This window comes from Streptomyces sp. SID486 (genome assembly GCF_009865385.1).
Classification (GTDB): Bacteria; Actinomycetota; Actinomycetes; order Streptomycetales; family Streptomycetaceae; genus Streptomyces.
In genome coordinates, this window is record NZ_WWJT01000116.1 from 1 (window position 1) to 15,993 (window position 15,993).

Annotated in this window: 12 protein-coding genes; 8 read left to right on the forward strand and 4 right to left on the reverse strand. The window is 73.7% G+C overall.

What is annotated here, in order from left to right; all coding sequences use genetic code 11:
* Nucleotides 1–207 precede the first annotated feature (207 nt).
* The 3 genes from GT045_RS40655 (at nt 208) to GT045_RS05935 (ending at nt 3,972) form a co-directional block, all read left to right on the forward strand.
* Nucleotides 208–1,881: a helix-turn-helix domain-containing protein gene (locus GT045_RS40655; RefSeq protein WP_161333504.1), complete on the forward strand. Its 1,674-nt coding sequence runs from the start codon at nt 208–210 to the stop codon at nt 1,879–1,881.
* Nucleotides 1,882–2,392: 511 nt separating this feature from the next.
* Complete coding sequence (locus GT045_RS05930; RefSeq protein ID WP_161333505.1) at nt 2,393–3,754, forward strand: diaminopimelate decarboxylase; 1,362 nt, start codon at nt 2,393–2,395, stop codon at nt 3,752–3,754.
* An 11-nt stretch (nt 3,755–3,765) separates the two neighbouring features.
* Nucleotides 3,766–3,972, forward strand: coding sequence for a hypothetical protein (locus GT045_RS05935; RefSeq protein ID WP_161298706.1), 207 nt, complete (start codon nt 3,766–3,768; stop codon nt 3,970–3,972).
* Nucleotides 3,973–4,140: 168 nt separating this feature from the next.
* On the opposite strand, the gene GT045_RS05940 is transcribed toward GT045_RS05935, so the two are convergent.
* The 3 genes from GT045_RS05940 to GT045_RS05950 are packed head-to-tail and all read right to left on the reverse strand — an operon-like array spanning nt 4,141 to nt 7,197.
* Nucleotides 4,141–4,734, reverse strand: coding sequence for a TetR/AcrR family transcriptional regulator (locus GT045_RS05940; RefSeq protein WP_161298705.1), 594 nt, complete (start codon nt 4,732–4,734; stop codon nt 4,141–4,143).
* A 28-nt stretch (nt 4,735–4,762) separates the two neighbouring features.
* A complete protein-coding gene (locus tag GT045_RS05945) occupies nt 4,763–6,427 on the reverse strand; it encodes an AMP-binding protein (protein WP_161333506.1) in 1,665 nt (554 codons plus the stop codon).
* Nucleotides 6,424–7,197, reverse strand: a complete 774-nt coding sequence (locus GT045_RS05950; RefSeq protein ID WP_161333507.1) for an SDR family oxidoreductase — start codon at nt 7,195–7,197, stop codon at nt 6,424–6,426. The genes GT045_RS05945 and GT045_RS05950 overlap by 4 nt, the downstream gene beginning before the upstream one ends.
* Nucleotides 7,198–7,363: 166 nt before the next feature.
* On the opposite strand from GT045_RS05950, the gene GT045_RS05955 reads away from it, so the two are divergent.
* Entirely contained in the window at nt 7,364–8,587 is a 1,224-nt protein-coding gene (locus tag GT045_RS05955; RefSeq protein ID WP_161333508.1) for a DUF1343 domain-containing protein, read from the forward strand.
* An 81-nt stretch (nt 8,588–8,668) separates the two neighbouring features.
* Entirely contained in the window at nt 8,669–9,964 is a 1,296-nt protein-coding gene (locus GT045_RS05960; RefSeq protein ID WP_202527279.1) for a serine-threonine protein kinase, read from the forward strand.
* 73 nt (nt 9,965–10,037) lie between these two features.
* Here GT045_RS05960 and GT045_RS05965 read toward each other — a convergent pair whose 3' ends face one another.
* Nucleotides 10,038–12,827, reverse strand: coding sequence for a penicillin acylase family protein (locus tag GT045_RS05965; RefSeq protein ID WP_161333509.1), 2,790 nt, complete (start codon nt 12,825–12,827; stop codon nt 10,038–10,040).
* Between the two features lie 207 nt (nt 12,828–13,034).
* Between GT045_RS05965 and GT045_RS05970 the strand changes: the two genes are divergently transcribed.
* The 3 genes from GT045_RS05970 to GT045_RS05980 all read left to right on the forward strand — a co-directional run bounded on the left by GT045_RS05970 (nt 13,035) and on the right by GT045_RS05980 (nt 15,749).
* The gene (locus tag GT045_RS05970) at nt 13,035–13,637 is read left to right on the forward strand and encodes a hypothetical protein (protein WP_161333510.1); all 603 of its coding nucleotides are present in this window, start codon (nt 13,035–13,037) and stop codon (nt 13,635–13,637) included.
* 176 nt (nt 13,638–13,813) lie between these two features.
* Nucleotides 13,814–14,518 carry a 3-keto-5-aminohexanoate cleavage protein gene (locus GT045_RS05975; protein ID WP_161333511.1) on the forward strand — a complete coding sequence of 235 codons (705 nt, stop codon included), beginning with the start codon at nt 13,814–13,816 and terminating at the stop codon, nt 14,516–14,518.
* A gap of 163 nt (nt 14,519–14,681) precedes the next feature.
* Nucleotides 14,682–15,749, forward strand: coding sequence for an RNA ligase (ATP) (locus GT045_RS05980; RefSeq protein WP_161333512.1), 1,068 nt, complete (start codon nt 14,682–14,684; stop codon nt 15,747–15,749).
* The last annotated feature ends 244 nt before the right edge of the window (nt 15,750–15,993 follow it).

The window sequence follows — 15,993 nt, forward strand, 5'->3', positions numbered from 1 at the left end:
GGCCCGGCAGCGTCGGGCGGCCCGGCCGGGCGTGCTCACGCCGCGCGCACGTCCTGCTCACGCCGTCCCGCCCGCCGCTCCGTCCCGGCCCGGCCCGCCTGTCCAATTGGCTCTGCCCCGCGCGCCGTTGAGGTCGCGGCCGGACTGTGGTGTCGTACCCCTCGGGGAGACCGGCCGGGCGTGGCCGGCGGTGTCGAGGGGGGAAGCGTGGCCGATCCGCGGGATCACGCGGGGTGGAGCAGGGCCGCCGGGACCGGGGTGACTCTGGAGCGCCTGTTGTCGCTGGTCGGTCCCGGAGCCCTGGAACTGGACACGGCACCCGCCGGGCCCGCGGTGGTGGTCGCCGGGGTGGCGGTCCTGGACGTGCTGGACCCCGAGATCCGGCCCCGGGAACTGCTGCTCGCGGTCGGCGTCGGCGCCGGCTCCGCCCAGGCGGCGGACGTCGTGCGCCGGGCCGGCGCGGCCGGGGCCGCCGGTGTGGTCTTCGGCCCGGAGCGCCCCCAGGGGTCCGCCCGTGCCCTGCGGGCGGTCGCCGGGGAGGCCGGTACCGCGGTGCTCTTCCGCACCTGGCACCGGTGGGACGAACTCGTGGTCGTGCTGCGGGCCGGACTGGCGGCGGCGGGGGCCGTGCCGTCGTCCGCGGCCCGAGGCCCGGTCCTGGGGGACCTCGACGGGCTCGCCGACGCGGTGGCCGCCCTGGTCGGCGGCTCGGTGACCATCGAGGACACCGAGTCCCGCGTGCTGGCGTACTCCTCGACCGAGGAGAACGTGGACGAGATGCGCCGGCTGACCATCCTCGGACGGCGCGTGCCCCCCTGGCGGGTGGCCGCCATGCGGGACGCCGGTTTCTTCCGTGCCCTGTGGACGACGGACGACGTGCTGCACCGGCGGGCCCAGGGCGAGAACCCCGAACGCCTGGTGTGCGCCGTCCGCGCGGGCGGCGAGGTGCTGGGGTCGGTGTGGGTGGCCGCTGTCGGGGGCCGGCCCCTGGCCCCGAACGCGGCGGAGGCCCTGCGCGCCGCGTCCCGCGAGGCCGCCGCGCACCTGCTGCACCAGCGCACCCGCGGCGCCGACAGCCGTCTCGCGGAGGACGCGGCACGTGCGCTGCTGGAGGACCGCGGTTCCGCGGAGGTGCTCGCCGAGCGGGCCTCCCTGCCGGCCCGGGAGCCCTGCGCCGTACTGGCGGTGGGTGCGGGTCCCGGCCCGGCCGAGCAGACCGCGCCCGGGGACCCGTCCCGGCTGTACGGCCTGCTCGCCCTGCACTGCGCGGCGCTCGGCCACCGGATCGTGGTCGTGCCGGCGGGTGGCAGGGCACTGGTGCTGGTCAGCGCGCTGGACCAGGAACCGGGCCGGGCCCGGGAACAGTTGTCGAAGCTCGCCACGTCGCTGACCACGCGGCTGTCGGCGGCGGTGGGCACGCCGGTGCGGGCGGGAGTGGGCGAGGTGGTCCCGGTGCTGGCGCGGGCCGCCGAGTCCCGCCGGACCGCGGAGCAGGCTCTCAAGGCCCTCACGCGGGCCGGGGACACGCGCTCGGTGGCATGGGTGGAGGACGTGGCGGACACGATCGGCGTCCTCCAGGTGCTCGACGCCCTGCGGGACCTGGATCTGCCCCGGGCGACCTCGGTGGCGCGGCTGGCCGCGTGCGACGCCGAGCAGGGCGGCAACCGCCTCGTGGAGTCCCTGCGGGCCTACCTCGACCACTTCGGTGACGTCTCCGCCGCCGCGCGCAGTCTCTCGCTGCACCCCAACAGCCTGCGCTACCGGCTCAGCCGGATCACCGCGCTCTCGGGGCTTGACCTCGCCAGCCCGGACGCCCGACTGCTGGCGCAGCTGCAACTCCGGCTCGGGGACGCGGACAAGGGTCCGGGCCGTGCACCGTGAGCCCCTGCCCCACCCACTCCGCTCACCCCCTACGGCCACTCACCCCGCCCACCGCCGCCCACTCCGCTCACCGCCACTCACCCCGCCCGCGTCGCTCCTCCCGCCCACCGCCGCCCACTCCGCTCACCGCCACTCACCCCGCCCGCGTCGCTCCTCCCGCCCACCGGCACGTGCTCGGCCACGGTCGTGCGCCCGGCCACAGCGGTGCGCCCACCCACCCGCACGCCCCGGCCGCCGTGGTGCGCCCACCCGCCGCCGTGCCCCCACCCACCACCACGCCCCCGTCCACCGCCGTACGCCCTTTTGTGCGCTTCCACCAACGCGGCGTGCCGGTGTCGTCGGCACGCACAACGGCGCGGGTCTCGGGGGCCGGTGGCCCGGCGTGGCCGGTGTCGGGGCGGGTGCGGCTCTGCCGAACCGACGATGACCCGTCCGGGGCGCGGGGAGCAGCCTGGGAACGCGCTCGGGGATTCCGCCCCGGACGCGCCGTTCCCACCCCGGAGGGTTCCCCATGACCGCTGTTGCCCCCGCCGCCGCGCGGCGCGAACGCATCCTTCAGGAGGCCGTGCGGCAGCGGCTGCTGGACCCGGAGCAGTCGCTGCTGGCCGGCTTCGTCGACCTCGACGGTGTAGCTGCCACGGCCCGGGCCCTGCACGACGCCTTCCCCCGCTCCCCCGAAGTGCCCGGCGTCCTGCACACGTTCGCCGCGAAGGCCAACTGTCTCGTGCCCGTCCTGAGGGAGCTGCGCCGGCAGGGCCTGGGCTGTGAGGTCGCCACCGCCGGCGAACTGGCCCGCGCGCGGGCGGCCGGTTTCCCGGCCGGGCGGATCGTCTTCGACGCTCCCGCCAAGACCCGGGCGGAGCTGGAGCGGGCCCTGGCCCTGGGCGTGACCGTCAACGCGGACAGCTTCCAGGAACTGGAGCGGATCAGCCGGCTCCTCGGGGAGCGGGCTTCGCGGTCGCGGATCGGGGTCCGCCTCAACTGCCAGGTCGGCGGCGGTGCCATCGCCGCGATGAGCACCGCGACGAGCACCTCGAAGTTCGGTGTCCCGCTGACGGATCCCGGCAACCGTGAGCGGCTGCTGCGGGCCTTCGGCGAACACCCCTGGCTGACCTGGGTGCACACGCACACCGGCTCCCAGGGCTGTCCCCTGGACCTGATGGCCCGTGGGGTGGCCCAGGCCGTGGACTTCGCCGACCAGGTGACGGCGGCTTTCGGCGAGGGACGGATCGCGGGCATCGACATCGGTGGCGGACTTCCGGTCAACTTCGCCGACGACGAGGTCACGCCCACCTTCGCGACGTACGTCGAGCAGCTGCGGGCGCACGCCCCGGGTCTCTTCGACGGACGGTACGCGGTCGTCACCGAGTTCGGCCGCTCCCTGCTCGCGAAGAACGGCTTCATGGCCGCATACGTCGAGTACACGAAGACGGCGGGCGGCCGGCCCATCGCCGTGACCCACGCAGGGGTGCAGGTCGCCACCCGGACGGTGTTCGGTCCGGACGCCTGGCCGCTGCGGATCGAGGCGTACGACCCGAACGGCACGGCCAGGCGGGACCGGCCCGTGCGCCAGGACATCGCCGGCCCGGCCTGCTTCGCCGGTGACCTGCTCGCCCGCGACCGTGCGCTGCCGCCGCTCCGGCCGGGCGACCTGGTGGTGGTGCCGGACACCGGCGCCTACTACTTCTCGACGCCGTTCCACTACAACAGCCTGCCGGAGCCCGCCGTGTACGGCGTACGGACGGGCGCGGACGGGCAGACCGCGTTCACCCTGATCCGTCCCGCGCAGGACCCCTGGCACCTGACGGAGCGGGACGGCGTGAACGTGCTGCCCGAGGACCCGGTGCCCGCCGGGGCGGGCGACGCCCGGTGAGGAGAACCACGGTGTCCCGGGCCGACCGGGAGCGGTCCGGCCCGGACGGGCCGCTCCTGACTCAGCGCGCCGCGATCGTGTTCCTGCTGGCTGCACTGGCCGGCGTCGGGGCGACGGTCCTCGCGGTGCTGTCCGGCAGTGTGTGGCCGGTGGCGGTGAGCGTGGGCAGCGGCACCGCCGCCACGGCGGTGCTGTTCTTCAAGGAGATCATCGACTAACCGGGGCCCCCGGCCGCCCCGAAGACCACCGACCGGACGTGAGCCGGGGTCCGCGGCCACCGCCGAGCGCACCGGCCGGACGTACGCCGGGAGCCGCGGCCACCACCGAGAGCACCGAGCGGACGTAAGCCGGGAGCCGGCGGGGGCGCGGGCGCGGGCGCGCCGGTTCTACGGCCGCAGCGCCCGCAGCAGCAGGTCGGCCAGGTGGTCGGCCACCTGCTGGGGGGTCAGGGGGCCGCCGGGCCGGTACCACGTGGAGAGGTGGTGGACGGAGCCGAAGTGGTAGTCCACGACCAGGTCGGCCGGGGTCGCCGTGGAGAAGACCCCTTCTCGCTGGCCCTCCTCGACCAGCGCGCGGAACTGCTCGTGGTAGCGGCGGCGCTCGGCGCGGACCTGCTTGTTCTTCTCCGGGCTCAGGTGGTGCATGGAGCGGAAGAAGATCATCGCGTCGTCGAGGTTCTCGATCGTCGTGACGACGACGTCCGCGGCCGCCGCCCTGAGCCGCTTGTCCACGGGTTCGTCGGCGCCCGCGAACCGGTCCAGCCGCTCCTGCTGGAGGCGCAGCACGCGCGCGTACACCTCGTGCAGCAGGTCGTCCTTGGAGCCGAAGTAGTGGTACAGGGCTCCCTTGGTGACGCCGGCCGCCTCCACGATCTCCTGCACGGAGGTGCGGTCGTAGCCCTGCTCGGCGAAGAGCCGGGTGGCGGCGGCCAGCAGCCGCTGCGGGACGGGAGTCCCGTCTCCGTCCGTCGTCCTGGGCACTTCCGCCACCTGCCTTTCCGTTCTGCTGCTATTCGTGTGCGGTGCGGGAACGCAGTTCCCGACGGAGGATCTTCCCACTCGCCGTCTTGGGCAGGTCGGGCAGGATCTCCACCTGCCTCGGGTACTTGTAGGCGGCCAGTCTCTCCTTGCAGTACCCCGCGAGTTCGTCCGGGGCCGCCTCGGCCCCCGGACGAAGGCTGATGAAGGCCTTGACGGTCTCGCCACGGTACCCGTCGGGCACCCCGACGACGGCCGCCTCGCGCACCGCCGGGTGCGTGTACAGCACGTCCTCGACCTCGCGCGGCCACACCTTGAAGCCGGACGCGTTGATCATGTCCTTCTTGCGGTCCACGACATACAGCCAGCCCCGCTCGTCCATGAAGCCGATGTCGCCGGTCCGCAGCTCGCCGTCGGGGAAGGTCTCGGCGGTGGCGTCCGGGCGGCGCCAGTAGCCGGGCACCACCTGCGGACCGCGCACGACGATCTCGCCGGGTTCCCCGAAGGGCACCTCCGCGCCCCGGTCGTCCAGGATGCGCACGAGCGTGTCGGCGCCGGGCAGGCCGACGGAGAGGGTTCCGGAGACGGGGTCCACGGGCGCCTCGAGGCCGGGCGGGACGGAGGCGCAGGGCGCGGTGCACTCGGTGAGCCCGTAGCCGACCCGGATGTACGGCCCGAAGCGCTCCCTGAACCGCTCCACCAGGGCCGGCGGCACGGGGGCGCCGCCCGAGGACATGTGGACGAAGGAGGTGAAGTGCTCGCGGGTGACGTCCGGGTGGGCGGCGAGCGCCATGTAGGCGGTGGAGGGGCCGACCGTGTAGTGCGGGCGGTGTTCGGCGAAGGCGTCCAGGACGACGCCGGGTTCGAAGCGGTAGGTGAGCACCAGGGTGCCGGCGCTGTTCAGGCAGGCCCCGAACTGGCACACCATGCCGGTGATGTGGAACAGGGGTGCCAGCGCGTAGTAGACGGGGGCATCGGGCAGGCCGAGTCCGGTGGCCTGCCGTTCGGCGTTGTGCATGACGTTGGCGTGCGTGTTGGTGGCGCCCTTGGGTGTGCCGCTGGTGCCGGAGGTGTAGCTGATCAGGGCGATGTCGTCCGGGCGCGGTGCGCGGCCCTCGGGGGCCCGGCCGCCCCGCCGGGCGACCGCCACCAGGTCGTCGGCGTCGGCGGGCCGGGGCAGCCGCTCGAAGGGGAGCACGCGCGCGTCGTCGCGGCTCTGGAGGTCCCGCTCGCAGGCGGTGAGCACGATCCGCACCGGCGAGCCGGCCGCCGTCTCGCGCAGGTACGTCTCCCAGGCCCGGTCGGTGCAGACCAGCGCGGTCACCTCGCCGTCCCGCAGGACGTGCGCCACCTCGGCCGACTTGTACATGGGGTTGACCGGGACGACGGTCGCGCCCGCCTTCCAGGCGCCGAGCACGGCCAGCACGAAGTGCGGGGTGTTCTGCAGCAGGACGGCCACCCGGTCGCCTCGCTCCAGGCCGCGGGCGGCGAGGTGGGCGGCGACGGAGTCGCTCAGCGCGTCGGCCTCGCGGTAGGTCAGGCGGGCGTCGAAGTAGGCGAGGAAGGTGCGGTCGGGGGCCTCGGCGACGGCGTCGCGCAGGGCGTGCACGAGGGAGTCGGCGGGGTCGACGGGGGCGCGCTGGGCCTCGTCGAGCAGGGCGAGCCAGGGCCGGGCGGCGTAGGGGGAGGCGGTCACCGGCCGGCCTCCCACTTCTGCTGGATGTGGTTCATGGTGGCGAGCCAGCGGTCGGGTTCGCCGGCCCGCCCCTGGTAGAAGCCGGCGACCTCGGGGTGCGGCAGGATCAGGAAGCGGTCCTCCTCGATGCCGCGGAAGAGCGCGTCGGCCACGGCCTGCGGCTCGATCGCGGTGGGCTTCAGCACCAGGTCGCCCGCGCTGCCGGTGGCGGCCAGCATGTCGGTGCGCACGCCCTGCGGGCAGACGGCGTGGACCTTGACACCCCGGTGGCGGTAGGTCAGGGACAGCCACTCGGCGAAGGCGTAGGCGCCGTGCTTGGTCACGCTGTAGGAGGGCGCGCCGATCATCGTCAGCAGGCCGGCGGCGGAGACGGTGGAGACGAACCGGCCGCCGCCGCGCTCCAGCCAGTCGGGCAGCAGGGCGTGGGCCGCGCGGACGTGGGCCATCAGGTTGACGTCCCAGGAGGCCGCCCAGGTCGTCTCGTCCAGTGCGGAACCGAGGTCGCCGTCCTCGAAGGCGACCCCCGCGTTGGCGCACCAGACGTCCACCGTGCCGCCGAGCGCCGCGCGGGCCTCGGCGACGATCGCGGAGGCGTCACCGGGCACGGCGGTACCGCCGATCTCCCCCGCCACCGCCTCGGCCTTGCGGGCGTCCAGGTCGTTCACGACGACCCGGGCGCCCTCGGCGGCGAACCGCCGGGCCAGCGCGGCCCCGATCCCACCACCCGCCCCGGTGACGACCACTCCCGCATCCTGCACGGCTTCCACCATGGGTCTCCTTCGACACGACTCTCGCGCGACGCGCGCCGGCTCTGATCGGTCAGACTAACCGGTCGGTATGTGTGAAGGAAGGCCGAGTGCACCAAGCCTAAGGGGGGCGGGGAACCGCGCGACGAGCCCCGGACGGCCCGCACGTGACCACTCACCGGAGGACCCCATGCACCTGTCCCGACGGACTCTGCTCGCATCGGCGACGACGATGGCCGTGCCGGCCGGGAGCACCCGCCGGCGCGAGCGCTTCCGCACCGGCTTCGAGGAGCTCGCGGCCGGCGGCTACGCGCTCCTCGACGCCCAGAAGGTCGGCGTCGTGACCAACCCCACCGGCGTCACCAGGGACGCCGCCCACATCGTCGACGTGATGCACCGGGACCCACGGGTGCGGCTGACGGCGGTCTTCGGCCCCGAGCACGGCTTCCGCGGCACCGCGCAGGCGGGCGGCTCGGAGGGCCGTTACGACGACCCGGCGACCGGACTTCCGGTGTACGACACGTACCTCAAGAGCGGCCGGCCGCTCGCCGACGTCTTCACCGCCTCCGGTGTGGACACCGTGGTGTTCGACATCCAGGACGTGGGCGCCCGCTTCTACACGTACATCTGGACCCTGTACGACTGCATGGAGGCCGCGGGGCTGGCCGGCAAGCGCTTCGTCGTCCTGGACCGCCCGAACCCGGTGACCGGCCGCGCGGCCCACGGCCCGGTGCTGCACAAGGAGTTCGCCACCTTCGTCGGCCGGCAGCCGATCGCGCAGGCGCACGGCATGACCGTGGCGGAGCTGGCCCGGCTGTTCAACGGGGAGTTCCTGACCGCTCCGGTGCCGTTGGAGACGGTGCTGATGCCGGGCTGGCGGCGCGGCCGGTTCTACGACGACTGGGGGCTGCCCTGGGTGCCGCCGAGCCCCAACATGCCCACGCCGGACACGGCACTGGTGTACTCCGGCACCTGCATGTTCGAGGGCACCAACCTCTCCGAGGGACGCGGTACGACCCGGCCCTTCGAACTCCTGGGCGCCGAGGGCGTCGACGGCCGCTGGGCCGCCGCCGTGAACGGGCTCGGGCTGCCCGGCGTGCGGTTCCGGGAGGCGTACTTCGCGCCGACGTTCTCCAAGTTCGAGGGGAAGACGGTCGGCGGGGTGCAGATCCACGTGACCGACCGGGCGGCCTACGACCCGGTGCGCACCGGGATCGCGCTGCTGGTGACCGCCAGGAAGGTGTGGGACGGCTTCGCCTGGCGTCCCGACAACTGGATCGACAAGCTCACCGGTTCCGACCGGGTGCGCACGATGATCGACGCGGGCGCCGGCACCGACGAGGTGACGGGAGCCTGGCAGGAGGAACTGGCCGCGTTCCGGCGGGTCCGAAAGGAATATCTCCTCTACAAGTAGCCCGCGGCGGCTGGCCAATCCCGCACCCCGGCAGGACGATACGTGCGCACTGCACCGTCGCGGGTGACGAGGGAGCCTGGCATGGCGGATCCTGGGATGAGCGTGACTCCCTACTGGGAGCTGACCTTCGACGCGGACGGGGACGTGGACGGACCCGAACGCGACCGGTTGTCGGCGCAGGTCACGGAGCGCGGCGTGCGTGACCTGATCGTCTTCGCGCACGGCTGGAACAACGACCGCTCGGGAGCGACCGCGCTGTACCGGCGTTTCTTCGCCCCCCTGCCGCGGCTGGCGCCGAAGGCCCGGCTCGGGTACGTCGGTGTGATCTGGCCGTCGATGCGGTTCAGCGACGAGCCGATCCCCGACTTCCCGGAGTCGGTGGCGGCCGTGGAGGCGCAGGGGGTGCCCGGCCCGGCGCTGGACGAGAACACCCGGCGGGCGCTGCGGGAAGCCTTCCCGGGCCGGGCGGCGGTGCTGGACCGGCTGGCCCGGATGCTGGACGACCGGCCGGACGGCGCCACCGGGCTGACCGAGTTCGGGCGGCTGGTGCGGCAGCTGCTGGACGGCGACCAGGGACCGGCCGACACGGACGAACCGGGCGGACCGGCCGTGTTCGACACGGACCCGGTGGCCGCGTGCGAGCAGTTCGCGGACGCGCTGGCCGCGCTCGGTCCGGCGGCCGACGGCGCCCGGTTCAGCCTGCCGAACCCGTGGGACGGGGCGAAGGAACTGCTGCGGCAGGCGACGTACTACCAGATGAAGCGGCGGGCCGGGACGGTGGGCGAGCGGGGGCTCGGGCCGCTCGTCGGACGGCTGGCCGGTGTGGCGCCGGGGGTGCGGGTGCACCTGGTCGGACACAGTTTCGGGGGCCGGCTGGTGGCGTTCGCGCTGCGCGGGCTGCCCGGACCGGTGCGGTCGGTGAAGTCGGTGACCCTGCTCCAGGGCGCGTTCTCGCACTACGCGTTCGCGGCCCGGCTGCCGCACGCGCCGGACCGGTCGGGTGCGCTCAAGGGCGGGGCGGGGCGCGTGGACGGCCCCCTGGTGTGCTGCCACTCGCACTTCGACGCGGCTCTCGGCACGTTCTACCCGCTGGCCTCCCGGCTCGCCGGGGACGACCGTTCCTGCGCGGGCAGCGAGATCGCGGCGGTGCTCGGTCCGCAGTGGGGTGCGCTGGGGCACGACGGGGTGCAGGCGGTGCCGGGCACCGCCCGGCTGGACCTCGCGGCGGCCCTGCGCGGTCCGCTGCCCGCGTCGGGCTGTGTGAACGTCGACGCGGCGGCCGTGGTCCGGCGCGGGGGCGCGCCGTCCGGGGCGCACAGCGACATCGTGCACCCCGAACTGGCGCGGCTGGTGCTGGCGGCGGGCCGTATCGCCTGACCCGCCGCCCACGGCACCCCGGCAGCACCTCGGCGGTGCCCGAGCGGTGCCTCACCGGTGCCTCACCGGTGCCTCACCGGTGCGAGGTGTACTCCACGACCTGCTGGTAGGTCGGCCGGTTCTGCCAGCTGATCCGGCCGTGCTTGATGCCGCCCAGGGCGCGCTGGGCGATGGAGTCGGCGCACCACTGGTCCCCGGCCGAGCACTGGTCGTCGCCCGGGTAGACCTGGGCGGCGGTCAGGCCGGCCGCCTGCTTGAGGGCGCCCACCAGGCTTTCCCGGCAGGAGCCGAGGCTGCCGCCGCCGCAGTACGTGTGCGCCAGGCCGCCCTGGACGGGCTGCCCGAGGACCGCCCGGATGTCCTTGTCGACATAGCTCCACCAGCCGTACTGGAAGGCGCTGCCGGCGTGCGAGCCGGTCGGGCCGTGCCCGGCGGACGGCGCCTCGTCGACCGGCACGTTGACCGTGAAGGCCGTGTACAGGTCACTGCCCAGCCCGGGTTCGAACTCCGCCTTGACCAGCAGCGGCCACCAGGCGTCCAGGATGCGGATCGCGTCGGCGTTCGCGTAGGTCCGGGAACCCGGCGAGGTCTCCGTGCGCCTGGCACCGGCGCTCACCCACGCCTGGAGCTTGTTCACGGCGTCGGCGACGGCGGGATCCGTCACCGCGGCCGAGCCGACCACCTTCAGCAGGTTCGGCAGCACGTCCTCGGCGCGCAGGTCGGTGAGGGCGGCCTCGGCCATGGCCTGCACCAGTTTCGTCCGGGTCACCCCGCCCGCCGCGACCAGCTTCTTCACCCGGTCCTCCAGCAGGTCGCCGCGGTGCACGGAGCCGTCGGCCCAGGACGCGGTGGTGTAGTCCTTGGCCTGCTTGTTGTTCCAGGAGATGTAGTAGTCCTGGTCGACGGAGTTGGGGTGGGCGGAGGCCGGGGTGTAGCCGGCCGTGTTGACGGCCGGGTCCCAGTCACGCCACTCGTACGCGGGCCGCGCCCACACCGGGAACTCCGCGTCGACGCCGCTCGCCCGCACGGGGTTGTCGCCGCTGTTGTAGTAGGCGGTGTGCTGGGAGTCGGCGTAGAACCAGTTGAAGGTGTAGTTGATGTGCTGGGCCGCGCTCTGGAAGTCCTGCGGGCCCTTGACGTAGTCGGGGTCGTTGAGCATCTGGAAGCCGATGATCGAGTCGGCCTCATGCAGGTAGGAGGAGCGCAGGCTGGTGTAGGCGACCTTCGTGCCGCCGACGGTCGCCCGGTACGTCACCGGCCCGTACTTCGTGCGCCACACGCGCATGGTGTACGACCCCGCGGCCGTGCCGTCGGCGACGGTCGGCTTCCAGGCGTTCCTCTGCTCGACCTTGTCCATCGCGGTGCAGGTGCCGTGGTAGAGGTAGTGGTAGTCGTCCTGGCACAGCTCGACCGCGTAGGTGTCGATGATGTCCTGGCCGGAGGTCGTGGCGCTCCAGGAGTAGTCCTGGCCGCGGCCGAGTTCCACGTACATGCTCAGCCCCGCGAAGGAGGCGCCGCGGGCGCTGATGCCGGGGCCCTGGATCTCCTGGAGCAGGAGCAGCTGCGGGGCGAAGTAGCCGGTCTGCGGTCCGAAGACGGCGACCGGGTGGCCGCTGGCGGTGTGCTTGCCGCTGACCACGAGGGCGTTGGACATGCCGCGCCTGGCGGAACTCGTGATCGCGGCGGCGGCGGTGGCGGAGGTCTTCCTGGCGGCCGCCGTCGCCGCGCTGCCCGTGCGGTCGTAGACGAGCGGTTCCTCGGTCACCGTGCCGGCGTCGGGCATGGCCGCGCCCTGGGCGACGGCGGGCTTGCCGCCGTACGGGAAGCTCGCACCGTCATGGACGGTGAGTGCGGCCTCGGGGTCGTTGCGTTCGCGGAACGACTCCCAGACCCGGGTGCCCTCCTCGACGCCGTACTCCTGCTGGGCGGCGAGCAGGGACAGGGCGTTGCCGACCTCGCCGCCGCCACCGGAGCCGAACAGCGAGCCCACCACGGAGGCCAGCGCCACGAGGTCGGTGACCTTGAAGTGTTCTATGGTGCCGGCGTTGGTGATCGCGTCCTTGTGGCCGGTCAGGACGTACTCGCCGGGGAAGTAACGGCCGCTGTCGGAGGCGTCTATGTAGGCGTTGACGCCGGCGATGTAGGCGTTCACGTCGGCGAGGGCCTGCTGGCCGCGGGCGCCGCTCTTGGCGACGGCGCTGTCGATCTGCCCCTGGAGTTCGGCCTCGGTGTAGGGCGCGCTGCGGTAGAACTGCTGCTCCAGGCCCTGGTTGGCGGGCGCGCCGCCGGCGAAGCCGGTCAGCTGGCCGCGGCCCACGTGCCGGAAGACGTCCATCAGCCACAGCCGGTCCTCGGCCGCCGCGTACCCGGCGCCGAACTCGGTGCCGTAGCGGGTGGTGCCTGTGATGTGCGGCACACCGGTCTTCTTGTCGCGGACGATGGTCACATCGCCGCGGCCGGCCGGTTTCTCGCTGGAGGCGACCTGGTCGGCGGGGACGCCGAACGAGGCGTCGGCGAAGAAGGTGTTGATCTTCGCGTCGGTCAGGCCCGCGTAACCGGAGGCCAGGTCGGCGTACGGGCCGAGCTGGTCCTCCGCGTGTGAGGGCTGGGTGCCGAACGCCTGGTTGAGCAGGATCTGGGCGAGGGTGGCGTTGCCGTTCTCACCGGGCGGCAGGATGTCCGAACACTGCCCGCCGCAGTAGTCGTTGGAGGCCGTGGCGCGGGGGGCCGCCACCGCTGTCTGGGTGAGGGGGGAGAGAAGACCGGCTATGAGGACGCATACGGACGCGGACTTCAGGAACCCGAAGAGATGGCGGGACGTTCTCAGTCTGTCAAGGACGTTACGTGGGGTTCGCCGTGACATGGCGGCTCCTAGCGACTGGGGTGGCCGAACGTTACCGCCGGTATCCCCCCGTTTAAAGATGAACATGCGTCACTTTCCGGAGTCCGCAAGAGCAACCGAAGAAGCGATGGAGCCGAATCGCCTGTCGATACGTCTATTCGGCGACGTCCGCGCGACGACGCCGAAGTGACCGAAGTGCAGGTGCAGGTGTGACGGAGGTGCAGGACGATGGCAGGTTTCCGGAGTCTGGCGAGACAAGTACGCGATCCGCGCTGTGACCTGGCGCTGCGGCGGTACTCGCTGCGCAAGTGCCTGGAGAAGTTCGCCCCGTACGGGCACAGGGCGACCTGGGACCATCTGTGCTCCCGGGCGGGGTTCGGGCCCGAGGACCGCTCCCCCGATCCGGCGCGGCTCGTGGCCGCACTGGAGGAGCTGGAGGAGGCGCGTGACGTCTGGCTCGCCTACGAGACCGACTTCACCGAGCGCCGGCGGAAGGAGAAGCACGACGGGCTGCGCCGGCCGGGCAGCGTGGACGACTGGCACCGGCTGACCTGGGGCGGGTTCGGGGTCGCCTGGTGCGACGACCCGCGGGTCCACCCCGAGGAGCCGCTCGCGGAGGTTCTGCGCCGGCTGATCGCCGCGCTGGAGCGGGAGCCGGGTTCGTCGTGCCCGGTCTGCGACGGCGAGCGGCTGGTGTGGAAGTACGGCCTGGACCACGAGCCGTCGTCCGGCCCGGTCTGCGCGGACTGCGGGATCCTGGTGCCCCGGCCCGTCCTCAGTCCGCGGATCCTGCAGTACGCGCGGCGGGAACGCCTGTTGATGTCGGCCTGAGCGGCCGGGCCGGCACCGGGTGCGGGGCGGGCCGCGGGCCGGCACCGGTGCGGGGTGTGCAGGGGGTGCGCACCCCGTCCGCGGGAAGCCGTCGCGCGGACCGCGCGCGGCCGGCCCGTCTCGCCCCTCGGAACCTCCCTGGGCCGCCGTCCGCGGGGGCTGGCACCATCGAGGACATGGTGCAGGTGTGTCTCAACGGGTGCCGTTCCGCCGCCGACGGCGCGGCGGTGCCGATGTCCCCGCAGGAGCTGGCGCGTTCCGCCGCGGACGCGGTGGCGGCCGGGGCCGCTTCGGTCCATGTCCATCCGAAGACGCCGTGCGGTCACGACAGTCTGTCGCCCCGCGTGCTCGCGCCGGTGCTGGAGGCGCTGCGCGAACGCGTGCGGGTGCCGGTCGGGGTGACCACGGGAGCGTGGGCCGAACCCGATCCCGCCGCCCGGGTCGCCCGGGTGCGGTCCTGGTCGGTCCTGCCCGACTTCGCCTCGGTCAACTGGCACGAGCCGGGCGCCGAGGAGGTGGCCGGGGAACTGCTCGCCCGGGGCGTGGCCGTGGAGGCGGGCGTCTTCTCCGGCACCGACGGCGCGAGCCGGTTCGCGGCCTCACCGCTCGGTCCGAGGGTGCTGCGGGTCCTGGCCGAGGTGACCGACCACGACCCGGCGACCGCGGAGGCGTCGGCGCGCTCACTCCTGGCCGAGCTGGGCCCGGCACACGGCCGCCCGCTGCTGCTGCACGGCGAGGAGGGCGGCACCTGGCCGGTGCTCCGGCTGGCGGGCCGGCTGGGCCTCGCCACCCGCATCGGGCTGGAGGACACCCTGCTGCTGCCGGACGGCCGGCGGGCGTCGTCGAACGCCGAGTTGGTGGCGGAGGCGCTGGCCCGGTAGGGGTGTGGGCCCGGCGTCCGGGACGGGACGGACCACGGGCCCGGTGTGGGCCGGCACGGTCGGCTCCGCCCGAGGTTAGCAGCGGGAAAATCCCTCGCTCCAGCGCTTTGCCGTCCGGACAGTGGACGCCGGTAGAACCCGACCGCTGAACGGGAGTTGTCCGATGTCCACGCTGCGTGTCACCGCAGAAGTGCTGACCGTCCACGAGCATCCGAACGCCGACGCGCTGGAGCTGGCCCAGGTGGGGCTGTACCGCGCCGTCGTCGCCAGGGGCGCCTACCGCACCGGCGAGGCCGCCGTCTACATCCCCGAGCAGGCCGTCCTCCCGGCCGGGCTGATCGAGGAGCTGGGCCTGACGGGGCGGCTGGCGGGCGGCAACGCCGACCGGGTCAGGGCGGTGCGGCTGCGCGGCGAGCTGTCACAGGGCATCGTGTGCCGGCCGAGGGCCCTCGCGGACGTCGACCTGGCGCGGGCGGCGGCCGAGGGGACCGACTTCGCGGCACGGCTGGGCATCACCAAGTGGGTGCCGCCGGTCCCGCCGACGATGAACGGGGACGTCGAGCCCGCTCCCGGTCTGCTCCCCTGGGTCGACATCGAGAACATCCAGCGCTGTCCGGACATCTTCGCGCCCGGCGAGCCGGTGGTCCTGACGGAGAAGCTGCACGGTTCGGCGTGCCTGCTGACGTATGTCGCCGAGGAGGGGAGGGTGTACGTCTCCTCCAAGGGCTTCGGCGCCAAGTCCCTGGCACTGCGGGAGGACCCGCGCAACCTGTACTGGCGGGCGGTGCGCGGGCACGGGGTGGCCGAGGCGGCGGCACGGCTGTGCGAGCGGCTGGGCGCCTCGCGGGTCGGGATCTTCGGGGAGGTGTACGGCGCGGGGGTGCAGGACCTGACGTACGGCGCCGACGGGCGGCGGGAGACGCTGGGGTACGCGGCGTTCGACGTCTCGGCGGAGGTGGACGGGGCCGTACGGTGGTTCGACCCGGCCGAGGTGCTGGAGGGCGAGCTGCCCTCGGTACCGCGACTGTTCTCCGGTCCGTACGACGTAGCGCGGGTCATGGAGTTCGCGAGCGGCCGGGAGACGGTGTCCGGGCGGGAGCTGCATCTGCGGGAGGGCGTGGTGATACGCCCGGCGGTGGAGCGGTACAGCGCGGTGACAGGGGGCCGGGCCATCGCCAAGGCCGTCAGCCCGGCCTACCTGACCCGCAAGGGCGGCACGGAATACGAGTGACGAACCCGCGCCCCGAAGGGGCGCGAGGAACTGCGCGACCAGCCACGACGAAACCCGCACCCGAAAACCACGAACGACACCCCCCACCCCCGATTCCACCGCCACCACCAGCGCCCCGAAGGGGCGCGAGGAACTGCGCGACCAGCCACGACGAAACCCGCACCCGAAATCCACGAACGACACCCCCCACCTCCGATTCCACCGCCACCACCAGCGCCCCGAAGGGGCGCGGGGAACTGCGCGA